The organism is Bradyrhizobium septentrionale, from assembly GCF_011516645.4.
Lineage (GTDB): Bacteria > Pseudomonadota > Alphaproteobacteria > Rhizobiales > Xanthobacteraceae > Bradyrhizobium > Bradyrhizobium septentrionale.
The window spans coordinates 7,516,099-7,539,265 of sequence record NZ_CP088285.1 but is presented as its reverse complement, the minus strand read 5'-3'; the positions used below and the strand labels follow the sequence as shown (position 1 = coordinate 7,539,265).

The following is a 23,167-nucleotide window of genomic DNA, read 5'->3' as shown; positions in this document are numbered from 1 at the left end:
CTCTCAAGCCGGTGCGTCCTCGCCACCTTCGAACAGCTGAATCGGAGCGCCCGGCATGATGGTCGAGATCGCATGCTTGTAGACCAGCTGCGAGTGACCGTCGCGCCGCAGCAGCAAACAGAAATTGTCAAACCAGGTGACAATGCCCTGCAGCTTTACTCCGTTGACCAGAAAGATCGTCAGTGGCGTTTTTGTCTTACGAACGTGATTAAGGAAGGTGTCTTGTAGATTTTGTGCGCGGTCTGCCGCCATTGTTTTTGTCCCGCAAGCTTGTGCTTCTTTTTATTGAACCGGTTGCTGCTCTCTGACGGAGCCTCCTCCGGCTGCCCACCTGCCCTGAGATCCCCCTCCGGCAGGCATAGCAGGTAGGATTAGAGGCTACGCGCGGTTTTTAGGCAAGCCAGTTCGCGCAGCAGTCGGTAGGAACACGGTGGCAATTCTAAGAAAGTGCAGGGAACGAGACGAATATTCTCGCGGGTAGTGGATAAATCCCCGGTTGCAGCGGTCCCGTTCTCGCCTCGCCCATCATCGCGCCCCGACCCTGGGGGCCGGGCACCGCTCCGGCGGGTGACCGCCGGGGTTTTGCTTCAAGCTGCCGGCCAGCCGGGCGCGCCGGGGTCAGCCGACCCCGAGCGCCTTCAGCTTGCGATGCAGCGCCGAGCGCTCCATGCCGACGAACTCCGCGGTGCGCGAGATATTGCCGGAGAAGCGGCTGATCTGGGCGATCAGATAGTCGCGCTCGAACACTTCGCGGGCCTCGCGCAGCGGCAGGCCCATGATGTGCTCGCCATTGTTGGAGGTCGGCATCGCCGGCACCATCGAGCCGACGTCCTGCGGCAGCATGTCGGCGGTGATGATCGCCTCGGGCCCGCCGCCGGCCAGGATCATCACGCGCTCGACGTTGTTGCGGAGCTGGCGGACGTTGCCCGGCCAGACATGCGACTGCAGCACCGCCATCGCGTCCTGCCCGATCTGCCGCTTCGGCAGGCCTGTCGCAGCCGAGATCTGGTCCATGAAATAGTCGATCAGCTCGGGGATGTCCTCGCGGCGCTCCGACAGCGGCGGCACGCGGATCGGCACCACCGAGAGGCGATGGTAGAGATCCTCGCGGAAACGGCCCGCCGCGATCTCCTCCTCCAGATTGCGTGCGGTCGAGGAGATGATGCGGACGTCGACATGCACCTTGCTGGTGCCGCCCTGGCGCTGGAAGGTCTGATCGACCAGCACGCGCAGGATCTTGTTCTGGGTCTCGCGCGGCATGTCCGCGATCTCGTCGATGAACAGCGTGCCGCCATGCGCTTCCTCGAGCGCGCCGGCCTTGCGCTGCTGCTCGCCGTTCGATCCCTCGAAGCCGAACAGCTCGATCTCCATCCGCTCCGGCGTGATCGCCGCCGCATTGATCACCACGAACGGCCCCTCGGCGCGCCCTGAGGCATGGTGCAGCGTGCGCGCGGCGAGCTCCTTGCCGGCGCCGGAGGGACCGACGATCAGGATGCGGCTGTTGGCCTTGGCGGCGCGGTCGATGGTCTGGCGCAGCTGGTTCATGCAGGCCGAGCGGCCGGTTAGCACGCTGGCCGCTGGAGCCAGCTGCTTGAGCTCCTTGACCTCGCGCTTGAGCCGCGAGGTTTCGAGCGCCCGGGTCGCGACCAGGATCAGCCGGTCCGACTTGAACGGCTTCTCGATGAAGTCATAGGCGCCGCGCTTGATCGCGGCGACGGCGGTTTCGATGTTGCCGTGGCCGGAGATCATCACGACCGGCAGATCGGCATTGTCCTTCTTGATCTGCTCGAGCAGCTGCAGGCCGTCGAGCTTGGAGCCCTGCAGCCAGATGTCGAGGAAGACCAGGTTCGGGCGGCGGTTGGCGATCTCGGCAAGCGCCGAATCGCTGTCGCGCGCGGTCCGCGTGGAAAACCCCTCATCGTCCAGAATACCCGCAACGAGGTCGCGAATGTCTGCTTCGTCGTCGACAATCAGAATGTCACTGGCCATGGGTTACACCTGTCTTGTCAGTCGCCCGTCGCGGCTTTGATTTTTGGCTCTTGCGCATTTGGTTCTTGGATTGGCTGTTCGATCGGCTTTTGGATTTTTGCTTCATTGTTGGTCGCCTCTGCCGGGCCGCTGGTCGGCTCTTGCGGCGGATTTTTTTCACTGCTGGGGTCGGATTCCGGTTTGACGTCCGGACTTTGTTCCTTGTTCTCGGACTTGGTCTCGGGCTTGGCCGCCTGGCCCGTGACGGCAAAGCGCAGCCGCATCCAGGCGCCGCGCTGGCCCTCGCGGAAGTCGGAGGCGTCCTTGAGCTCGATCCGCCCGCCATGGTCCTCCAGGACGCGGCCGACGATCGCAAGGCCAAGGCCGGTGCCCTTCGCCCGGGTCGTGACATAGGGCTCGAGCAGGCGCGCGCGGGCGACCTTGGGCAGGCCAATGCCGTTGTCGATGACGTCGATCAGGATGTCGTCGTTCTCGCGCTGCGCCACGACGTCGATCCGGCCCTTGCCGAGTTCCTCCCGCGGGACCTGCTCGATCGCCTCGGTGGCGTTCTTGATGATGTTGGTCAGCGCCTGCGAGATCAGGCGGCGATCGAACTGCGCGGGCAGCGGCGACTGCTTGATGTCGGCCTCGATGTCGAGATCGGGATGGGCGACCTTCATCAGGAACACCGCCTGGCGTACCACGTCGGCGACGTCCTCGCCTTCCATCACCGGCTTCGGCATCCGCGCAAAGCGCGAGAATTCGTCGACCATGCGCCTGATGTCGTCGACCTGGCGCACGATCGTGTCGGTGCACTGCTCGAAGATCGACTTGTCCTTCGGCTCGGTGATGGTCTTGCCGAACTTGCGCCGGATGCGCTCGGCGGAGAGCTGGATCGGGGTCAGCGGGTTCTTGATCTCGTGGGCGATGCGGCGGGCGACGTCGCCCCAGGCCGAGGTGCGCTGCGCCGACACCAGCTCGGTGATGTCGTCGAGCGTGATGACGTAGCTGTCGCGCGACTGGCTGGTCTGCTCGGCGGATATCCGCACCGACAGATTGCGCTCATGGCCGTCGCGATTGATCGTGACCTGCCCCTGCACCAGCCGCTGCGTACCCTCGCGCGCGGTCTTCATCATCTCGTCGAGCTCGGCCAGCACGTCCGACAGCGGATGATCGAGTGTCTCGGACTCGGCGTGCCCGATCAGCTTCTCGGCCGAGCGGTTGAGGATGCCGACGCTGCCGGAAGCGTCAACGCCGATGATGCCGGCGCTGGCCGAGGACAGCACGGCCTCGATGAAGCGGCGGCGGCTGTCGATGGTTTCGCTGGCATTGACCAGTTCGTCGCGCTGGGTGCGCAGCTCCTGCGTCATGTTGTTGAAGGTCTGGCCGAGCTTGGCGAGATCGCCCTCCGATTTGGACACCGGCACCTGCACGTGCAGGTCGCCGGTCGAGACCTGGTTCGCCGCACTCATGATGTTGCGGATCGGCTCAACCAGTCCGTTGGCGAAATTCAATCCGATCAGCACCGAGGCCATCAAGATGGTCAGCGCGATCACCGCGAACATCAGCGCGAAGTTGACCTGGATGCCGAGCCGGCGCGATTCGATCTCGGCGTATTCTGCGACACTTGCCTGGGTCTGCTTGAGTTGAGCAACCACGGCTGGATCGAGCAGACGGGCGACATAGAGGAAGGTGTCGTCGAGGCCCTTGAGACGGACTACGGAGGCGACGTAGCTCTCCGGGAATACCGAGATTTCGGGGTCGGTATCGCTGACCTTGCTCAGGAAATCCGGCGGCGGCAGCGCATAGTTCAGGCTCACCCCGGTCTCGGCGCTCTCCAGGATCTTGCCGTCCTTGTCCATCATCACCGCGACCGGCAGGTTGCGTGAGGCCGCGGCTGCCGTCAGGAACTCGCGAAACGACAGCCGATCCTGATCATAGAGCGGCGTCATGCGCGCGCGAGAGATGTCGCTGGCCATCCCCAGGATGTCGCCACGAATAAGCTGGGCGTGCTCCTGCATATAGGCGCTGGCAATGGTCAGCGAGTTTTGGATCACCTGTTTCGTGGGGCCCGAAAACAGCCGATCGAGGCCGCGGTCGAGCGTCAGATTGGCGACGATGGCGACCAGGACCGCCGGCAGCACCGCGATGATCGAGAACAGGCCGACGACTTGCACATGCAGCCGCGCCGCCGCCCTACCCCGCCGCCGGGCCTGGAGCACCTTCCAGACCTCGCGCGAAATGATCCCGATCAGCAGCAGGATCGAAGCCGCGTTGATTAGCAGGAACGAGTAGACGATCTCCTTGGTGGCATCGATCGGCGTCATGCCGGTCAGCACCACGAAGGTCAGCAGCGCCGAGAACAGTGCCGTGACCGCCGCGAACGGCGCCAGCCACCTCCGCAAGGGAAAATCCTTGGGCTCGGCTGCCGGGGACGCGTCTAACGTAGTAGCGGTGGTCTCTGCGCTGATCATACCGGCAATTGAGCTGAGAGCGATCGCCCGCGGGAATTGCGAACTGATGCAATCATATCACAATGTTGCCGAATTGCGACATTTCCGCGGCGCAAACCGCGGTGCGGCGCCGTGTCCTCAACACCTTTTGTGACTACTCAGTAAAGGCGGCGGGAGCAGCGCCCCGCCGCATCACCCCTAACCGCCGCTGCGGTAGACTTGGATATCGAGGTCGCGGATCTTCTTGCGCAGCGTGTTGCGGTTCAAGCCGAGCAGATCGGCGGCCCGGATCTGGTTGCCGCGGGTCGCCGCCAGCGCCGCGGTCAACAGCGGAATCTCGATCTCCTTGAGGATGCGATGGTAGAGGCCCGGCGGCGGCACGCCGTTCGGGAAGCCGGAGAAATGCGAGGACAGATAGGCCTCGACCGCGCCGCCGAGATTGTCGACGCCCACAGTTGCCGTGCTGCCCGAGGTGACCGCCGGCGGCGCCAGCTCGCCGTCGATCACGGAGGCGGTGATGACATCCTGCGGATAGAGCGCGGCAAGCCGGCGGGCGAGGTTTTCCAGCTCGCGGACGTTGCCCGGCCAGCGGTGCTGCTTGAGCCGCTCCAGCGCCTGGGTGTCGAGCTTCTTCGGCGGCAGGCCGTCCTTCTCGGCGAGCGAGAAGAAGTGCCGGATCAGGTCGGGCAGATCCTCGATGCGTTCGCGCAGCGGCGGCAGCCGCAGCGGCACCACGTTGAGGCGGAAGAACAGATCTTCGCGGAACAGCCCCTGCTGGATCAGGATGCGCAAATCCTTGTTCGAGGCTGCGACGATGCGGACGTCGGTCTTGATCGGGGTGCGGCCGCCGACGGTGGTGTATTCGCCCTGCTGCAGCACGCGGAGCAGACGGGTCTGCGCCTCCATCGGCATGTCGCCGATCTCGTCGAGGAACAGCGTGCCGCCCTCGGCCTGCTCGAAGCGGCCGGAGGCGCGGGTGTTGGCGCCGGTGAACGCGCCGCGTTCGTGGCCGAACAATTCGGACTCGATGAGGTCGCGCGGGATCGCCGCCATGTTGACCGCGACGAACGGGCCGTTGCGGCGCCTTCCGTAGTCGTGCAGCGCGCGGGCGACCAGCTCCTTGCCGGTGCCGGATTCACCCGAGATCATCACGGTGAGGTCGGTCTGCATCAGCCGCGCCAGCACGCGGTAGATTTCCTGCATCGCCGGCGAACGGCCGACCAGCGGGATCGAGTCGAACTCGCCGTCATCGGCGGGGCTCGAGACCCGCTCCTTCGGCTCGGCCAGCGCGCGGCCGACGATGGTGATCAGCTCCTTCAGGTCGAACGGCTTTGGCAGATATTCGTAGGCGCCGCGCTCGGAGGCGCGGATCGCGGTCATGAAGGTGTTCTGCGCGCTCATCACGATGACCGGCAGGTTCGGCCGCATCTTCTTGATCCGCGGCAGCAGATCGAAGGCATTCTCGTCGGGCATCACCACGTCGGTGATGACGAGATCGCCCTCGCCCTGGCTGACCCAGCGCCACAGCGTGGCGGCGTTGCCGGTCAGGCGAACCTCATAGCCGGCGCGCGACAGCGCCTGATTCAGGACGGTCCGGATGGCGGTGTCGTCGTCAGCGACAAGTATGCTACCTGCAGGCATTGTTGTTCCTCATCGTGCGTCCTGAGAGGCAGGCGACGGCGTACCCGGAACGTCATCGCGGTTGCTTTGGTCGTGGTGCTTGGCGGCGCTGTACATCGGCATCAGCACGCGGAAGGTGGTCTTGCGCGGCTGCGACTCGCATTCGATGATGCCGCCGTGATCGCCGACGATCTTGGCGACCAGCGCGAGGCCGAGCCCGCTGCCGGTCTGCTTGGTGGTGACGAAGGGATCGAACAGGTTCGGCAGCAAATCTTCCGGCACGCCCGAGCCATTGTCCTTGACGCAGAATTCGAGCGGTAGCGAGACCCGCGATTTCTTGCCGGGCACCGACAGCCGCACGCCCGGCCGAAACGCCGTGGTGAGCTGGATCTCCGCATCGGTGCCGAGATCGGCGACCGCTTCGGCCGCATTCTTCACCAGATTGAGGAACACCTGGATCAGCTGGTCCTGGTTGGCCAGCACCGGCGGCAGCGACGGATCGTAATCCTCGATGAAACGGACGTTGCGGGCAAAGCCGGACTGTGCGAGCCGCTTCACATGGTCGAGCACGGAATGGATGTTGACCGGGCCGCGCGCCACCGGGCGGTCGTCGCCGAACACTTCCATGCGGTCGACCAGCGTGACGATGCGGTCGGCTTCGTCGCAGATCAGCCGCGTCAGCAGCCGGTCCTCGGAGGAGGCCTGCTGCTCCAGCAGCTGCGCGGCGCCGCGGATGCCCGACAGCGGGTTCTTGATCTCATGGGCGAGCATCGCCGCCAGCGCGATCACCGAGCGCGCCGCGCTGCGATGGGTGAGCTGGCGGTCCATCTTGTCGGCGATGGTGCGCTCCTGCAGCATCACCACGATGTGCCCGGGCCGCTCGGTCAGCGGCGCGACATGGAGGTCGACCTGGCGATCGCCGCCGATCCGCGGCGTGCCGAGATCGACCTTGTACTCGTTGACCGGCGAGCCGTTGGTCCGCACCTGCTCGATCAGCGCGAGCAGCGGGCTGCCGAACGGCACCAGCTCCTTCAGCGACTGCCGGCGCAGGAACTGCGTCGAGATCTCGAAGAAGGATTCGGCGGCGATATTGGCGTCGACGATGCGTCCATCGGGTGCGATCAGCAGCACCGGATTGGGCAGCGCATTGAGGATGGCCTCGCCATCGGTGGGCACGGGCCGGCGAAATTCCATGGCTGACGTCATGCGGCAGCACTCCAGGCAAAATCGTCGTAGGCTTGCTCGAGCGAGCGGTGCACGCTGGACGGCTCCTCCGAGGTCAGGATGGCCTGCCGCCAGGTCTTCACGGTTGCCGCCGGCGCGCAGCTGTAAGCCGCCGCGGTCTCGAGCGCCCAGCCGAGATGCTTGCGCGCATGCCTGAGGCCGACACGCAGGCCGTAGTGGCTGCAGACCTCGTCATAGAGCGCGCGGATATGCTTGAGCTGCTCCGCGAGCGACGGCGCGGCCTCAGGGATCCCGCCCTCCAGGCGGCGGCCGATCTGGCCCGGCAGCCAGGGCTGGCCCTGCGCGCCGCGGCCGATCATGACGGCGTCGGCGCCCGACTTCTCCAGCGCGCCGATGGCCTTGTCGAACGAGGTGATGTCGCCGTTGACCACGACCGGGATCGTGACGGCATCCTTGACCGCGCGCACGGCATTCCAGTTCGCCTCGCCCTTGTAGAACTGGCAGCGGGTGCGGCCGTGCACGGTGATCATCTGCACGCCCGATGCCTCGGCGCGGCGCGCCAGTTCGGGCGCGTTGAGCGAGCGATCGTCCCAGCCGAGCCGCATCTTCAGCGTCACCGGCACCTTGACGGCCGCGATCGTCGCGTCGATCAGCGTGACCGCGTGGTCCAGGTCGCGCATCAGGGCCGAGCCGGACTGGCCGCCGGTCACGTGACGCGCCGGGCAGCCCATGTTGATGTCGATGATGTCGGCGCCGGCGCCTTCGGCGATCCGCGCGCCCTCCGCCATCCAGCGGGTCTCGCAGCCCGCAAGCTGGACCACATGCGGTCCGATTCCGGCTGCCTCACAGCGCAGCTTCGAGATCGGCTTGCCGCTCACCAGATCGTCGCTCGCCGTCATCTCCGAGACCACCAGGCCGGCGCCCAGGCGGGCGGCGAGTCGCCGAAAGGGCGCGTCGGTGATGCCGGACATGGGCGCGAGGAGAACCCGGTTGGCGACAGCAATGTCGCCTATCTTCAAAGGGTTACGAGCAGTACTTTGTACGCCGGTCACAGCCGTCTCGTCGTTCTGTCAGCCACGTCATTGCAGCCGACGCTGTTCATTTTGCGCACAATTCTTGTGCAGTCAAGGCTCATGCCTACGGTTTAGACAGTTCTACCATCAGCGCAAGTGCACCGCAACAAAATCTGCTTTTCCCACAGTCATCGGCAAACGCTCTGTTTTTGCGCAGCGGTCATGCTAAGGGCTGTCCGCGGCGATCCCCGCCGCCCTCTCCACATCCCCGATTCGTCTGTCATTGGTTCAAAATGCCGAAGTCTGAGCGTACCGCAGCCATCCTTGTCGCAGCCGGCCGTGGTCTGCGCGCCGGCGCCGGCGAGCCGAAGCAATACCGGACGATCGGCGGCCAGACGGTGATCTACCGCGCCATGGAGGCGTTCTCCGGACATCCGGACGTGTTCGCGGTGCAGCCGGTGGTCAATCCTGACGACGCCGCGCTGTTTCGCGAAGCCGTCGCGGGCTTGCAACATCAGCCGCCGACGCCGGGCGGTGCGTCCCGTCAGGCCTCGGTCCATGCCGGGCTCGAGGCGCTCGCAAGCGAGAAGCCCGACATCGTGCTGATCCACGATGCCGCGCGCCCCTTCGTCACCGCAGCTGTCATCTCGCGCGCGATCGCCGCAGCCGACCGGACCGGCGCCGCGATTCCGGTGATTCCCGTCACCGACACGATCAAGCTCACCGGCGATACCGGTGATGTCGAGGCGACGCCGGAGCGCGCGCGCCTGCGCATCGCGCAGACGCCGCAGGCATTTCGTTTCGACGTCATCCTGGAGGCGCATCGTCGCGCTGCGCGCGAAGGCCGCAGCGAATTCACCGACGATGCGGCGCTTGCCGAATGGGCGGGATTGACGGTTGCGACGTTTGAAGGTGATCCTGCCAACATGAAACTCACCACCCCCGAAGACTTCGTGCGCGAGGAAGCGCGGCTCGCAAGCCAGCTCGGCGACATCAGAACCGGCACCGGCTACGACGTGCACGCCTTCGGCGACGGCGACCACGTGATGATCTGCGGCGTGCGCGTGCCGCACTCACGCGGATTCCTCGCCCATTCCGACGGCGACGTCGGGCTGCATGCGCTGGTCGACGCGATCCTCGGCGCATTGGCCGACGGCGACATCGGCTCGCATTTCCCGCCGAGCGACGCCAAGTGGAAGGGCGCCTCCTCCGACCAGTTCATGAAATATGCGGTCGAGCGCGTCACGGCGCGCGGCGGGCGGATCGCCAATCTCGAGGTGACGCTGATCTGCGAGCGGCCGAAGATCGGCCCGCTGCGCGACACCATGCGGGCGAAGATCGCGGAGATTTCCGGCGTCCACATCTCGCGCGTGGCGGTCAAAGCGACCACCAGCGAACGGCTCGGCTTCACCGGCCGCGAGGAAGGCATCGCGGCGACCGCGAGCGCCACGATCCGCCTGCCCTGGAACGAAAACGGCTGGAGTGCCTGATATGGGCGGCAGCGACGCTCGTGCCCTCTCCCGCTCGCTGCTCGACCTGTGCCGGATGCGCAAGCTGACCATCGCGACTGCCGAATCCTGCACTGGCGGCCTGGTCGCGGGCGCCCTCACCGACATCCCTGGCTCTTCCGACGTCATCGACCGCGGCTTCGTCACCTATTCGAACGAGGCCAAGCGGGTCATGCTTGGCGTCAAGGCGGCAACGCTCGAGACATTCGGCGCGGTGAGCAAAGAGACCGCGACCGCGATGGCGATCGGCGCGCTGGAAAAGGCCGGCGTCGACCTTGCGGTGTCGATCACCGGCATTGCCGGTCCCGGAGGCGCAACACCGGGCAAGCCGGTGGGCCTGGTGCATTTCGCCGTCGCCGCGCGCGACGGCCGCATCCTTCATCGCGAGCAGCGGTTTGGCGCGATCGGCCGCAGCACCGTCCGCCAGCGCTCCGTCGTCGAAGCGCTGCGCATGCTGATGGAGCTTGCGCGACCGCCGCAGGCCGCCAAACCGCGCCGCGAGACCGCGAGCCGGCTGCGGCCGAGGGTCGCCCGTTCGCCCCGCAGCCACGCCGCGAAACGGCGCCGGCCGCCGCGCGGATAGGCCTACGAGAGTCGGGTCGCGCGAACGGCCGCTTCACACTACCTTGTGTCAACTGCGGTCCAGTGATGCCATCTCAGGTGGAACTTTGACGTCGCCTCGCCGTTTTCTGTTGCTCCAACTCGGCTGTTTCAATTGTTCTTCGAACAGCAAAATCCCACAACAAGGAGAAAATGATGAAGTTGGGAACTTTGGTCGTGGCCGCCATCACCACTGGCGCCATGACGCTGTCGACTGTCGCCCCCTCGTTCGCCGCTCCGCTTGCGCCCGCGCGGTTGCAGGACCAGCCCACCTCCGTCGAGCATGTGCAGTACCGTCACTGGCATGGCGGCGGCCCGCGTTACGGCTATCGCGGTGGATACCGGCATGGTGGCGGCGGAAACGGCGCAGCGATCATTGGCGGGCTTGCCGCCGGCGCGATCATCGGTGGCGCAATCGCCGCGAGCCAGGCCAAGGCCAACAACGACGCCTATTGCTCACAGCGTTTCCGCTCCTACGACCCGGCCTCGGGCACCTACATCGCATCCGGCGGCGTGCGTCGCTCCTGCCCGTAAGACGAACACCAGAGACACTGCCCGGGCCTTCCCGGGCAGTGTCTCAAGCGTCCAGTTTCCGCCGTCTTCTCGACTGCTGTTCGTCGACGACTGCCAACCCATCCCCTTTAGTTCCAGTCCAAATGGACCCGATAGGCGAAAAACGCTTGAGAAGCATTCGTCGATTGTCTGTGCAGCATGCGCTGCGACCGTCCCAATCAGCGCATAACTTACCCGCACATTGTGCCACTGCTCCTTCTGCACCACAAATCCACGCCTCCTGCAGAAGGCCGCGAATCGATTGGACCTGAAGAAGTCAAACACGCCAGTGTGGGGATACGCGAGACTGATAACCCCCTCTTGCAGCGTCGCAACAAGCATGTCGGGTGTTTCGCGAACCATCATGAAAAGCGTACCGCCCGGCGGCCTGTGCTGAACCAGGTGCTCAAGTTCGCGAACAAGGTTTTCCCGCACAATCGGGTTCATGCTCATTCATCCTCGAACCAACGGATGAATTGCAGAGCCGATGCCATTGCTACCGACAAGGGAAATCAGCATTAGGCGACGCCCTTCCCATAGATCTGATCTGCCCGCTTCTCGAACGCAGCGGAAAATCGTCCAAACGCGGCGTCGAACATCGAGCCCATCAGCATCGCCAGCATCCGGCTCTTGAATTCGTAATTCAGGAAGAAGCCGACATCGCATTCGGTCTCCGACTTCGGCTCGAAGCTCCAGCGATTCTCCAGATTGCTGAACGGCCCGCGCAGATACTCGACCAGGATCGTCAGATTGGGCCGGTCGAGCGTCACCCTGCTGGTGAAGGTTTCCCGCACCAGCTTGAAGGAGACTGTCATGTCGGCCACCACGATTTCGGTGCCGTCATCCTTCGGCGTGCGCTGGCGAACCTTGAGCGACTGGCACAGCGGCACGAATTCCGGATAGCGCTCGACGTCGGCGACCAGATCGAACATTTGAGGTGCGGTGTGGCGGACCCGCCGCTTGCTTGAGAATCGTGGCATCAGTGAATACTCGCACGGTTTTGCTTGCGTGCGAGGTCGCCGAGGTAGGCGTCGGCTTGCGCCCGGCGCGTAAAGCAGACGAAGGATTGATCGGGACGCAAGCCTTCGAAGAATTCGATCAGGACGGGCCGCTGCTGCCGGCGGTAGGTCCAGACATAGCGGAAGAATTCGAGATCGATCTTTTCGGGACAGCCTTCCGCCATCTCCGGCCTGACCTTGCCATAGCTCTTCGCGATCCGCGTCAGGATGCCGGCCATGCAGGTCGACCGCGGCAGGTCGAACCAGATCACCGTATCGGCGAGTTGCCGACGCAACTCGCCTGCGCTTTTGGTGTAGTTGCCGTCCATGATCCAGCGCGGCTGCTCGGTCACCTCGGTCATGCGACGCCCGAATTCCTCGCGGTGGGACGCAACCCAGCCGGGTTTCCAGAACAGCGCGTCGATCGACACGGTCGGAATGCCCGTCATCTCGGACAGCCGCCGCGCAAAGGTCGACTTGCCGGATCCCGACGATCCCATCACCAGAACGCGTTGCATTGGTTCAGTCCGCAGCTCAATCAAGCAATAGAGCGTGACGCCGGTTCACCGCACGTGTTCACCGCACCTGGCATCTAGCGGCCGCGGGCCGTGCGCGCCGCCTGCAATTTCGCAAAATCCTCGCCGGCATGATGCGACGAGCGCGTCAGCGGGCTCGCCGACACCATCAGGAAGCCCTTGGTATAGGCGACGCGCTCATAGCCCGCGAATTCGTCCGGCGTCACGTAGCGCATCACGGCGTGATGCTTGCGCGTCGGCTGCAGGTACTGGCCGATGGTCAGGAAATCGACCTCGGCCGAGCGCAGATCGTCCATTACCTGCAGCACCTCGTGCCGCTCCTCGCCGAGCCCGACCATGATGCCCGACTTGGTGAAGATGGTCGGGTCGATCTCCTTGACCCGCTGCAGCAGCCGGATGGAGTGGAAATAGCGGGCGCCGGGACGGACCGTCAGGTAACGCGACGGCACGGTTTCCAGATTGTGGTTGAAGACGTCGGGCTTGGCCGCGACGACGTGCTCGAGCGCACCGTCCTTGCGCAGGAAGTCCGGCGTCAGGATCTCGATCGTGGTGGTCGGGCAGCGCGCGCGGATGGCGCGGATGGTCTCTGCAAAATGCTCGGCGCCGCCGTCGGCGAGATCGTCGCGATCGACCGAGGTGATCACGACATGGGCCAGGCCGAGCTTGGCGGTCGCCTCGGCGACGTATTCCGGCTCATGGGCCTCGAGCGCGCCGGGCATGCCGGTCTTGACGTTGCAGAACGCGCAGGCGCGCGTGCAGGTGTCGCCCATGATCATGAAAGTGGCGTGCTTCTTGTCCCAGCACTCGCCGATATTGGGGCAGCCGGCCTCCTCGCACACCGTGACGAGGCCGTTCTCCTTCACGATCTTGCGGGTGTCGGCATAGCCGCGCGTATTCGGCGCGCGGACCCGGATCCAGTCCGGCTTCGGCGGCGACACGGCATCCGGCCGGTTCACCTTTTCGGGGTGACGCGGGCGGACGGGCGTGGTGGAGATGGTGTCGACGATAGTGACCATGGGAGCCTGCAAGTCGCGAGAGACCTTAGCTAATCGGTGTTGGCGCGGCTCGCAACCCGCGCGGCGACCCTAGCAGACCAGCCGATATATTGGCAGTCTTGCGGCCCGTTCCATGCCGATTCCCACCTCAAAATGGCTCAAAAACCCCGATCGACAAAACCCCGATCGCCCCCTGCGACCGCGCCGCGTCTCGGCAGAGCGCTGAAACGCTCCTTCTTCGATCGCAGCGTGCATGAGGTCGCGCCCGACCTGATCGGCACAACCTTTCTGGTCGACGGCGTCGGCGGCATCATCACCGAGGTCGAGGCCTATCATCACTCCGAGCCCGCCGCGCATTCCTACCGCGGACCGACTCCGCGCAACCAGGTGATGTTCGGCCCGCCGGGCTTCTCCTACGTCTACCGCTCCTACGGCATCCATTGGTGCGTCAACTTCGTCTGCGAGCAACCAGGCTCGGCCAGTGCCGTGCTGATCCGCGCCCTCGAGCCGACCCACGGACTGGCCGCGATGCGGCGGCGGCGCGGAGTGGAGGACGAACGCGCATTGTGTTCGGGACCCGGCAAGCTCTGCGAGGCGCTCGGCATCACCATCGCGCACAGCGAATTGCCGCTGGATCGTCCGCCGATCGCGCTCCACGCACGCCTAGAGGCACCCGACATCGTCGCAGGCGTGCGGATCGGCATCACCAAAGCCGTCGACCTGCCCTGGCGTTACGGGCTGAAGGGATCGAAATTCCTCAGCAAGCGGTTTCCGCGATGAAGCCTGCGGTCGATCAGGACCGATCGATGGTCACGATCCCATACGGATTGAACTTGAAATCGTCTGATGGATAGGAGGTCTCTTCCGACAGCCGTGCCTTGCGATCGCGGAGCACCGCATCCAGCCCGCGCTGCGCGAGTTGGTCGCCGACCTCATCCATCACCGCAACCACCTCGCGCTCGCTGCCATAGGCTTTGGCCACATAGACTTCGGGGAGCCCGACGAGGTGAAACCCGACAGTCTCCATATGGCTTCTGCCAGCCAACGGCCGCTTGGCGAAGGCCAGGCGGCAGGTGCGGCGCAGGGCGATGTTGTCGTCGGACTGCAGTGCCGCAGCGGCGTCGTGTGCAAGCGCGGCCCAACGCGCGAGGCCGTGCGCAACGCCTGCGCTTTCACCCTTGGCCGCGGTCGCCCCTGCCTTGATCACGGCATCGACCAGGAACAGCGCGCCAGCCGAGCACATGACGGCATTGTCGGCCGACATCGGCGGCCCCAGCACGTAGAGCACGGACTTATGGCCGGCGACGTCGGCCTCGTCGGCGCCGCTCCAGGCATTCGGCGCGACGCGATCCCAGCAGACGCCGAACGAGCGGCTCATGTTGGGATCCGGCTTGTCCTGCGAATAGGTGGTGTCGATGCTGAAGCCGGCCGCGATTTGTTCGATCGCGTGCGTGGCCGCATCCTTCAGCCGCGCCAGCCCACCTTCGCCGCCGAGCAGGCAAAGCACGTGACGCGGCCTGACCGTCGATGCAGTCGCTTTGGCTCGTTTGCTCCAACCCAGCACTGGCAAGCCTCCTGTCGCGATCAGCAGCGCTCTGCGGGATAGGGTCATGATGATCTCGCGGCCCGGGCAAGCCGCAACGAACTGCCGACGTGTCGGTTGATTGGTCTGAGGTCAGTGCGGCTTGGTTCACATGGCGTGATGGCAGACGGCCTCGATCCGGTTGCCGTCGGGGTCACGCAGGAACGCGGCATAATAAGAGGTGTGATAGTCGCGCAGGCCGGGCGCGCCGTCGTCGGTGCCGCCGGCGGCGATGCCGGCATCCCAGAACGCATCGACCTGGGTGCGCCATTTCGCCTTGAAGCACCAGTGGCGGCCCAACGCCTCCTCCGGCCTCGCGCCCTTGCGGATCGAGAGATAGACGCGGTCCGGATAGGCCGGCCGCGCCCGCTCGCCATAGCCGAGCCAGTCGTCGCGGCGCCCGACCTTGACCACGTCGAGCACCCTCATGACGGCGTCGTAGAAGCGTTCGGCGGCGGCGATGTCGGAGACCGTGATGGAGACGTGGTCGAGCATCGCCGCTTCCTTCCGCTATGACGCCTTCTTCAGCCGCTCGATCGCCTCGAGGATCTTGGCGCGGCGCTCCAAGGCGGCCTCGCGCTTTTCCTTCTCTTCCTCGACCAGCTCTTCCGGCGCGTTGGCGACGAACTTCTCGTTGGCGAGCTTGGCGTCGACCCGCTTGATGTCGGCGTCGGCCTTGCCGAGCTCCTTCTCCAGCCGCGCCCGCTCGGCCGCCAGATCGATCACGCCCTTCAGCGGCAGCGCGACGACCTCACCGCGCACGAGAAGCTGCACCGCGCCTTCCGGCGCCGCGTCGGCGAAGGAAATGTCCGACAATCGCGCAAGCCGCTTGATGGTGTCGTTCCAGCGCTGCGCCCGATCGCGCGTCTCCTCGGAGGCGCCCGCGAGCACCAGCGGCGTCAGGGTCGAGGGCGGGATGTTCATTTCCGCCTTCACCGAACGCATCGCGGTGACGAGATCGACCACCCAGCCGATCTCGGCTTCGGCTGCGGGATCGCTGAACTCGTCCGCATCGAGCGCGGCAATGACCGGCGGGATGATCGGATCGACAACCGGACCGGCGGTCGCGATCGCCACCAGCTGCTCGCCGGTCACGCCCGACTTGCGCGGCCAGGACGCCAGCACCAGCAAGCCATCGCGCTTGGCCGTCACGGCCCACAGCTCTTCGGTGATGAAGGGCATGAACGGATGCAGCAGCTTGAGGATCTCGTCACGGGTCCAGGCGATCATGGCGCGGGTCTCGACCTTGGCCGCGCCCTCCTCGCCCATCAGCACCGGCTTTGCGAGTTCGAGATACCAGTCGCAGAACACGTTCCAGACGAAGCGGTAGATCGCGCCGGCGGCATCGTTGAAGCGATGATCCTCGATCGTCTCGGTCACCTCGCGGGTCACGCGGGAGGTTTCATGCGCGATCCAGCGGTTCAGCGTTTCCTTGACGCTCTTCGGATCGAAACCGTCCGGCTTCACGCACTCGTTCATCTCGGCGAAGCGGCAGGCGTTCCAGAACTTGGTCGCAAAATTGCGGTTGGTCTCGACCAGATGTGGCGACAGGCGGATGTCGTGGCCCTGCGCGGCCTCGCGGGTCAGCGCGAAGCGCAGCGCGTCGGCGCCGAATTCGTCGATCACGCCGAGCGGATCGATGACGTTGCCCTTCGACTTCGACATCTTGGCACCCTTCTCGTCGCGGACGAGACGGTGGATGTAGACGGTCGAGAACGGCGCCTGCTTCATGAAATGGAGGCCCATCATCATCATGCGGGCGACCCAGAAGAAGATGATGTCGAAGCCGGTGACCAGCGTGTTGGTCGGGTAGTAGCGCGCGACCTCCGGCGTGTCGTCGGGCCAGCCTAGCGTCGAGAACGGCCACAGCGCCGACGAAAACCACGTGTCGAGCACGTCCTCGTCACGGGTGATGAAGCCCTCGCGCTTGGCGGGGTCAGTGGCCATGTCGTGGCCCTGCTCCGGCGTGATGACCTCCTGCTCGACGTAATAGCCGAGCGCGTTGCCGACCGCCTCCTCCTCGGTCTCGGCGACGAACACCTTACCGTCGGGCCCGTACCAGGCCGGGATCTGATGGCCCCACCAGAGCTGGCGCGAGATGCACCAGGGCTGGATGTTCTCCATCCACTCGAAATAGGTCTTTTCCCAGTTCTTCGGCACGAAGGCGGTTTCGCCCGAGCGCACCGCCGCCATCGCCGGCTGCGCCAGCATCTTGGCGTCGACATACCACTGGTCGGTAAGGTACGGCTCGATCACGACGCCGGAACGATCGCCATGCGGCACCATGTGGGTGTTGGGCTCGATCCGCTCGAAGAAGCCGAACTCCTCCAGCCGCGTCACGATCTTCTTGCGCGCGGCGAACCGCTCGATGCCGTGAAACTCCGCGGCGAATTCGGCGGCGCCTTCCGGCAGGCCGCGCAGATAGTCCTCGTTGTCGACCAGACTGAGGCTGCCTTCCTGGTCGAACACGCTGATCTGCAGCAGGCCGTGGCGCTTGCCGATCTCGAAGTCGTTGAAATCGTGCGCCGGCGTCACCTTGACCGCGCCGGAGCCCTTCTCCGGATCGGAATAGTCGTCGGCGACGATCGGAATTTTGCGGCCGACCAGCGGCAGGATCACGTGCTGGCCGACCAGATCGGTGTAGCGCTCGTCGTCCGGATGCACCGCGACCGCGGTGTCGCCCAGCATCGTCTCGGGACGCGTCGTCGCGACCACGATGAAGGATCTCGGGTCGTCCGGGCTGAAGCTGCGGCCCTCGATCGGATAACGCAGGTACCAGAGATGGCCCCTGACCTCGACCTGCTGCACTTCGAGATCGGAGATCGCGGTGAGCAGCTTCGGGTCCCAGTTGACCAGACGCTTGTCCTTGTAGATCAGCCCTTCGCGGTGCAGCTCGACGAACACCTTGACGACGGCGCGCGACAGGCCCTCGTCCATTGTAAAGCGCTCGCGCGACCAGTCGCAGGACGCGCCGAGGCGCTTGAGCTGGTTGACGATCGTGCCGCCGCTCTCGGCCTTCCACTGCCAGACCCGCTCGAGGAATTTGGCGCGGCCCATGTCGCGGCGGCCCGGCTCCTGCCGCTCCATCAGCTGGCGCTCGACCACCATCTGGGTGGCGATGCCGGCGTGGTCGGTGCCGGGCTGCCACAGCACGTCGCGGCCGCGCATCCGCTCGAAGCGGCACAGGATGTCCTGCAGCGTGTTGTTGAGCGCGTGCCCCATGTGCAGCGAGCCGGTCACGTTGGGCGGCGGGATCACGATGGTGAAGGGCGCGGCGTCCTTGCGCTCAGGCCGGCCGGCCTTGAACGCACCGCTGTCCTCCCAGATCTGGGCCATGCGGTGCTCGATATCGGCGGGCTGGTAGGTTTTCTCGATCATGACAATGCGCTGTGGACCATGGGAAAGGCTAGAAAGCCGCCGGAGCGCACCAAGTCAACCGGACCGGCACGTCAAAACGGCGTTGAGAGCGTTTTCGCGCGAAGCGGGCACCGGTTCGCGCGAAGAAAACGCGTCAAAACAGGAAGCTGGAGTTTCGGTTCGGATTCAATCGGAACCGAAACTCTGGGGCATTTGGGGGCTGAATGAGGGCTGCCAAGCCCCTGCGGCAGGAGTTACCGCCCGCGGGATACCCGCTCGATCTCGGCCTTGACGATCCGCTCGACCAGCCCCGGCAAATTGTCGTCCAGCCAGGACTTCAGCATCGGCCGCAGCATCTCCTTGACGAGATCCTCCAGCGTCCGGGCATTGTTGCTCAGCACGGTGTTGGCCAGCGAGTTGAAGGCGGATTCGACCGCCCGCATCGTGGTTCCCGAGATGATCTGCTGCATCGGCGCGGTCTCGATCGCCGGCGGCTCGCGGACAGGTTCTCGCGCTGGTTCGGAAGCCGGCACCCGGGTCCGGGCTTCCGTGAACTCGACATCGTCCTGTGGCTCGACCTTGCGGAACGAGGGCGCGGGTGCCGGGTCCGGCAGCGCCATGTCGTCGGTCAGCTCGAACACATCGGCTTCGGGCTGCGATGGCCTGATCTCGGCTGCGGGCGTCGCCTCGTCGAGGCTCGCCAACAGCGAATCGATATCGTCCTGGCTGTTGCTGGCCGCAGCAGGCGCAGGCGGCGGTGCCTTCGGCGCGGGCGCGGCGGCCTTCGCGGCCGGGGGTGGTGCGGGCGGCGGGCTCTTGATCACGGGCTTGGCTGCGGGTGGTGCCGGCTCGACCTTCGGCGACGGTGCAGCGGCAGCTGCCGGCTTGTCGGCCGCGGCCGGCTTCGCCTCGTCGTCGGCAATGATGCGACGGATCGACGCCAGGATCTCCTCCATCGAGGGCTCTTGGACCTTCGCAGGTTGCGTCATCTCCGACTCCACATCGAAACGATTTTACATCAAGCCCGAGAGGATTCGCCGGTTCCGATGATGCGTGCGGAGAATTTCATTGCTCCCGCCCGACTTGTCCCCAGATCAAGCCCGCCCGAGGCTTTGTGCAAGCTTCGTGTCGTCCAACGCAGCGTGATCACAGGTGGCGTCGCACCTGTCATCACGCTGCGTCAGCTCGCCGCGAATCGCCTTGCTGCCCGACAAAACGGTATGTCAGGGCAATTATCGATTGCAAGCAGACGCGCCAGTTCGTGGTCCTGATTAACTCAGAACCACAAACATGGCGCGACAAGCGAAGATGACGTGAAGCTGTTTAGCGGCCGTCGGGCGTGCGCACGCCGGCCCAATTGTCACGAACCTGCTGATAATGCACGCTCGGATCGTAGACACTGGTCGGAAGGCCCATCACCTGCGGCGACAGACGACCGATGTAGTTCAGCACGTTGTACGACGCGACGACGCGGTCGTGCTGCGCGGTGACGAGCGAATTGCGGGCGTTGACGAGCGCCTGCTGCGCGTTGAGCACGTCGAGCGTGGTGCGTTGGCCGGCCTTGGCCTCTTCACGGACGCCGTTCAGCGCGATCTCGGACGCGGACACCTGGGCCTGCGCCGATGCCACCTGCGATTTGCCGGCGACCAGCTGGCCCCATGCGGTGACCACGTTGGCGCGCGCCTGATCCCGCGTCTGTTCCAGAACCTGGCGCTGCTGCGCCAGCGATTCCTTGGACTGCCGGATCAGCGAGTATTCGGCGCCGCCCTGATAGATCGGCAGCGACACTTGAACCCCCGCCGAGGCATTGAAGAGGCGGTACACGGTCAACTGCGTTTCATAGCCCTGGCTGACCGACAACTGCAGCCCAACTGTCGGCAGCAGCGCGCCCTCGGCAACCTTGGTCTGCAGGTAATTAATGTCGACGCCGTACATCGCGGAGGTGACGTTCGGGTTCTGGGTCAGGCCGAGATCGACAGCAGCCGAGAGCGTCGCCGGCAGGAACCGGTCGACCGGTGAGCCCGGCGCGAGATTCTGCGGCTCGGTGCCGATGATGCGGCGATAGTTCGACCGCGTCGTCGTCAGGTTGGATTCCGCGGTGAGTTGCTGGGTCTTGCCGGCCGCGAGCTGGGCCTCGGATTGCGCAACGTCGGTCCGCGTCACTTCGCCGACATTGAAGCGGTCCTGGGTCTGCTTCAGCGTTTGTTCCAGCACGCGCGTATTGCTGCGCTGGACTTCGACGATGGCGGAGTCGCGGAGATAGTCCATGTAGATGGTGGCCGCGCTCAAGAGCACGGTCTGCTCGAGCGCACGCAAAGCTTCACGTGCCGACGATACCTGGCTTTCGGCAGCGCGCACCCTCGGCGCGTTCTGCGCGTTGTACAGCGACTGGCTGGCGGTGATGCCAACGCTCCGCTGCCTGCTAACGCCGGATAGAGCCGCGGTCCCCGGCGTCAATTGCTCATCGGTGTATTGTCCCCCGGCAGTCGCGGTCAGCGAGACCTTCGGGCGGTAACCCGAGAGCGCTTGCGGAACGTTTTCGTCAGTCGAGCGCACCAACGCACGTTGTGCGTTGAGCTGGGGATTGTTCTGGTAGGACCGCACCAGCGCGGACTCGATCGTTTCGGCGAGTGCGGGCACAGGGCCCATCTCCGCCAACAGAAGGACGGCAGTCGCAGCCGCGGTGATAAGCTTCACCCCTCGCATCCCCGGTAATCCAATCATTTAGTCGCCGTCTCCCCACGCATGTAAGTCCGGCGGTCGCTTCAGTCGAAGTGAGTCCGGCCTCACCTTAGTCCGCAGCTAAGGCCAACGGAACCACCCCGCAACGGATCACGGTCGAAACTCTTCACATGGGGCAAACGGGCCACACTTCTGATTCGGAACGGGATTTTATCAGCCACTGGGCCACGGTAACGGTCAGAAGACGAAGGCGGGAAGCCGCTCAAATCCGGGCAAAACGGGGGCCGTTGCGTCGAACAGCTCGCGATGTCCGAAATCGCCGTGGGAACGAGTCACCAGGGTGGCCCGTGGCGGCGGCGTCAGGCCGAACACCCCGACCAGCCGGCCCCCCTCCTTGAGCTGGCCAAACAGCCCGGCCGGAATGATCTCGGTCGCGCCATTCAGGACGATGACGTCAAACGGCGCGCCTGCGGCATCGCCGTCGGCGGCCGCTGCGGTCTTGACCGTCACATTCTGGATCCCGAGCTGGGCGACCGCTGCGGTCGCCTTTGCCGCCAGCGCCGGATCGCTCTCGGTCGCGCTGACCTCGGCGGCGAAGCGCCCCACGATGGCGGCGGCGTACCCGGTTGCGCAGCCGACCACCAGGACGCGGTCGGAGGCCTTGATCTCGGCGGCCTGCAGCATCCTGGCGAGCAGCGCCGGCGTGATCAAATAGCGCTTGGCTGCGCCGCCCTCGGCCACATCTAGATCGAGGTCGAGATAGGCCAGGGCCTGCTTGCTGGCCGGCACGAACACCTCGCGGGGCACCGTCAGCATGGCTTCGAGAATGCGATCATCGGTCACGTCGCTCGGACGCACCTGACCATCGACCATGTACTGGCGCGCGGTCGAAAAACCGGTCATTGGCTGGACCCTGCAAGGCGCGGCATTGCCGCTGGAGAAGCTAGAACAGGGCCATCTTTTGAAACAAGCTCCGCCAAAACGCAACACGCCGTTGGCGTGCAAAATGCGCTCCGCTGTGCCGTCTATTCGATCGTGACGGCAAGCCGGCCGATCAGGCGGGCCACTTCATCGAGATGCTCGGAATCATGCTCCTCGACAGCTTTCGCGAGCCGGCGGACGCATTCATCGTCGCTGATGTCAGGGGCATCATTCGGAACGAGCGTCGGCTGCGGCATCGACAGGTCGATCAGGTTAATGGGCATCGAAATCACCTCTCAAGACCCGGCGAGAGGAAGTGTCGACCGCTATTGAGTCGATTTGACGACGTTTCTTCTCTGTCCGCAGCAGGCCACGGGCTTGTGATCGACGATGTTGATGGGGCCAAAACTGGCTCCCCGGGCTGGATTCGAACCAGCGACCATTCGATTAACAGTCGAATGCTCTACCGCTGAGCTACCGAGGAATAGGCGAACATATGTTCGCGAGCGGGCAGCGTATAACAAAGCCTTTCGGCCTTGCAAAGAACCAAATGGGGGACCCGGTGAAACTTTAGCGGAGACGGTAAACCGCTGACGTACAAGGGTTTGCCCCCATCCCGGCGCGAAATATGCCTGGCCCGCCCGCCCCGCCCGCCCCGGCCGCCCATGCTGCAGGGCCAGGAAACAACGCCGGCGCGGCGATCGCGCCGCGCCCGTGATTCTGTCTTCGGATTCTTGTCTTGGATCCCGTCTTGGGCACCGCCCGCCCCCGACATCACTCCGCAATGAACGAGGTCGTCTTGGTGCCGGGGTCGTAGCGCAGCCTGAGGACGTTCAGCTTGCACAGGTTGACGTTCTTCCACAGCACCGACTCGTCGTAGTTGGCCCAATCGACCTTGATGTTCCAGACGCAGCCTTCGTCGTCGTTGCCGAACTCGACATAGGCGGTGTCCTGGTTCTTCAGCGTGGCCTCGAGTTCGTTCTCCCATTCGTCGAGGCCGTCGTCGGGCCCGTTGAAGCCGAGAAACTTGATGGCATATCCGGTCTCGTTGACCACGGAGACGTTGCGGTTATCGGCGGCCCGCGCGGGTGTCGTGACCAGCGCCAGTCCCATCACAAGCAATGCCGGCAAAATAGACTTCATCGAAATCCTCCTGGCAGTCGGCCGCACATCGGCGTGCGGCGTCACCTCCTTAGC

Annotated in this window: 21 protein-coding genes and 1 tRNA gene; 4 read left to right on the top strand and 18 right to left on the bottom strand. The window is 65.0% G+C overall.

Features of this window, described 5'->3' with window-relative positions; translation table 11 throughout:
* Nucleotides 1-3 precede the first annotated feature (3 nt).
* From hfq to dusB, 6 genes are all read right to left on the bottom strand, one after another.
* Nucleotides 4-252, bottom strand: a complete 249-nt coding sequence (gene hfq / locus HAP48_RS37700) for an RNA chaperone Hfq (RefSeq protein WP_006020546.1) — start codon at nucleotides 250-252, stop codon at nucleotides 4-6.
* A 366-nt stretch (nucleotides 253-618) separates the two neighbouring features.
* A complete protein-coding gene (ntrX, locus tag HAP48_RS37695) occupies nucleotides 619-1,989 on the bottom strand; it encodes a nitrogen assimilation response regulator NtrX (protein ID WP_029084142.1) in 1,371 nt (456 codons plus the stop codon).
* A 17-nt stretch (nucleotides 1,990-2,006) separates the two neighbouring features.
* A complete protein-coding gene (locus tag HAP48_RS37690) occupies nucleotides 2,007-4,442 on the bottom strand; it encodes a sensor histidine kinase NtrY-like (RefSeq protein WP_166204903.1) in 2,436 nt (811 codons plus the stop codon).
* A 177-nt stretch (nucleotides 4,443-4,619) separates the two neighbouring features.
* Entirely contained in the window at nucleotides 4,620-6,062 is a 1,443-nt protein-coding gene (ntrC, locus tag HAP48_RS37685; RefSeq protein WP_029084144.1) for a nitrogen regulation protein NR(I), read from the bottom strand.
* Between the two features lie 9 nt (nucleotides 6,063-6,071).
* Entirely contained in the window at nucleotides 6,072-7,247 is a 1,176-nt protein-coding gene (locus tag HAP48_RS37680; RefSeq protein WP_029084145.1) for a two-component system sensor histidine kinase NtrB, read from the bottom strand.
* A complete protein-coding gene (dusB, locus tag HAP48_RS37675) occupies nucleotides 7,244-8,245 on the bottom strand; it encodes a tRNA dihydrouridine synthase DusB (protein ID WP_166215526.1) in 1,002 nt (333 codons plus the stop codon). Before dusB ends, HAP48_RS37680 begins: the two co-directional genes overlap by 4 nt.
* A 287-nt stretch (nucleotides 8,246-8,532) precedes the next feature.
* On the opposite strand from dusB, the gene HAP48_RS37670 reads away from it, so the two are divergent.
* The 3 genes from HAP48_RS37670 (at nucleotide 8,533) to HAP48_RS37660 (ending at nucleotide 10,881) form a co-directional block, all read left to right on the top strand.
* Nucleotides 8,533-9,729 (top strand): bifunctional 2-C-methyl-D-erythritol 4-phosphate cytidylyltransferase/2-C-methyl-D-erythritol 2,4-cyclodiphosphate synthase, encoded by a 1,197-nt coding sequence (locus HAP48_RS37670; RefSeq protein WP_166204901.1) that lies wholly within the window; start codon nucleotides 8,533-8,535, stop codon nucleotides 9,727-9,729.
* Between the two features lies 1 nt (nucleotide 9,730).
* The gene (locus tag HAP48_RS37665; RefSeq protein ID WP_029084148.1) at nucleotides 9,731-10,330 is read left to right on the top strand and encodes a CinA family protein; all 600 of its coding nucleotides are present in this window, start codon (nucleotides 9,731-9,733) and stop codon (nucleotides 10,328-10,330) included.
* A 170-nt stretch (nucleotides 10,331-10,500) separates the two neighbouring features.
* A complete protein-coding gene (locus HAP48_RS37660; protein ID WP_166204899.1) occupies nucleotides 10,501-10,881 on the top strand; it encodes a BA14K family protein in 381 nt (126 codons plus the stop codon).
* A 536-nt stretch (nucleotides 10,882-11,417) separates the two neighbouring features.
* Here HAP48_RS37660 and HAP48_RS37655 read toward each other — a convergent pair.
* The 3 genes from HAP48_RS37655 to lipA all read right to left on the bottom strand — a co-directional run bounded on the left by HAP48_RS37655 (nucleotide 11,418) and on the right by lipA (nucleotide 13,449).
* Nucleotides 11,418-11,879, bottom strand: coding sequence for a type II toxin-antitoxin system RatA family toxin (locus tag HAP48_RS37655; protein ID WP_166204897.1), 462 nt, complete (start codon nucleotides 11,877-11,879; stop codon nucleotides 11,418-11,420).
* The gene (locus tag HAP48_RS37650) at nucleotides 11,879-12,415 is read right to left on the bottom strand and encodes a P-loop NTPase family protein (RefSeq protein ID WP_166204895.1); all 537 of its coding nucleotides are present in this window, start codon (nucleotides 12,413-12,415) and stop codon (nucleotides 11,879-11,881) included. The genes HAP48_RS37655 and HAP48_RS37650 overlap by 1 nt, the downstream gene beginning before the upstream one ends.
* A 74-nt stretch (nucleotides 12,416-12,489) precedes the next feature.
* Complete coding sequence (gene lipA / locus HAP48_RS37645; RefSeq protein WP_166204893.1) at nucleotides 12,490-13,449, bottom strand: lipoyl synthase; 960 nt, start codon at nucleotides 13,447-13,449, stop codon at nucleotides 12,490-12,492.
* A gap of 132 nt (nucleotides 13,450-13,581) precedes the next feature.
* Between lipA and HAP48_RS37640 the strand changes: the two genes are divergently transcribed.
* Nucleotides 13,582-14,208: a DNA-3-methyladenine glycosylase gene (locus HAP48_RS37640; RefSeq protein ID WP_166204891.1), complete on the top strand. Its 627-nt coding sequence runs from the start codon at nucleotides 13,582-13,584 to the stop codon at nucleotides 14,206-14,208.
* 13 nt (nucleotides 14,209-14,221) lie between these two features.
* Here HAP48_RS37640 and HAP48_RS37635 read toward each other — a convergent pair whose 3' ends face one another.
* The 9 genes from HAP48_RS37635 to HAP48_RS37595 form a co-directional block, all read right to left on the bottom strand.
* Nucleotides 14,222-15,040 carry a hypothetical protein gene (locus tag HAP48_RS37635; protein WP_166204889.1) on the bottom strand — a complete coding sequence of 273 codons (819 nt, stop codon included), beginning with the start codon at nucleotides 15,038-15,040 and terminating at the stop codon, nucleotides 14,222-14,224.
* 78 nt (nucleotides 15,041-15,118) lie between these two features.
* Nucleotides 15,119-15,505: a VOC family protein gene (locus HAP48_RS37630; RefSeq protein WP_166204886.1), complete on the bottom strand. Its 387-nt coding sequence runs from the start codon at nucleotides 15,503-15,505 to the stop codon at nucleotides 15,119-15,121.
* Between the two features lie 15 nt (nucleotides 15,506-15,520).
* Entirely contained in the window at nucleotides 15,521-18,388 is a 2,868-nt protein-coding gene (locus HAP48_RS37625) for a valine--tRNA ligase (protein WP_166204884.1), read from the bottom strand.
* 233 nt (nucleotides 18,389-18,621) lie between these two features.
* Nucleotides 18,622-19,356 (bottom strand): PopZ family protein, encoded by a 735-nt coding sequence (locus tag HAP48_RS37620; protein ID WP_166204882.1) that lies wholly within the window; start codon nucleotides 19,354-19,356, stop codon nucleotides 18,622-18,624.
* 334 nt (nucleotides 19,357-19,690) lie between these two features.
* Nucleotides 19,691-21,073, bottom strand: coding sequence for a TolC family outer membrane protein (locus HAP48_RS37615; protein WP_166204880.1), 1,383 nt, complete (start codon nucleotides 21,071-21,073; stop codon nucleotides 19,691-19,693).
* A gap of 213 nt (nucleotides 21,074-21,286) precedes the next feature.
* Nucleotides 21,287-21,952, bottom strand: a complete 666-nt coding sequence (locus HAP48_RS37610; RefSeq protein WP_166215524.1) for a protein-L-isoaspartate O-methyltransferase family protein — start codon at nucleotides 21,950-21,952, stop codon at nucleotides 21,287-21,289.
* 122 nt (nucleotides 21,953-22,074) lie between these two features.
* On the bottom strand, nucleotides 22,075-22,254 hold the full coding sequence (locus HAP48_RS37605; protein ID WP_166204878.1) for a hypothetical protein: 180 nt from the start codon (nucleotides 22,252-22,254) through the stop codon (nucleotides 22,075-22,077).
* Between the two features lie 125 nt (nucleotides 22,255-22,379).
* Nucleotides 22,380-22,454, bottom strand: a tRNA-Asn gene (locus tag HAP48_RS37600).
* 290 nt (nucleotides 22,455-22,744) lie between these two features.
* Nucleotides 22,745-23,113 carry a hypothetical protein gene (locus HAP48_RS37595; RefSeq protein WP_166204877.1) on the bottom strand — a complete coding sequence of 123 codons (369 nt, stop codon included), beginning with the start codon at nucleotides 23,111-23,113 and terminating at the stop codon, nucleotides 22,745-22,747.
* Nucleotides 23,114-23,167 lie beyond the last annotated feature (54 nt).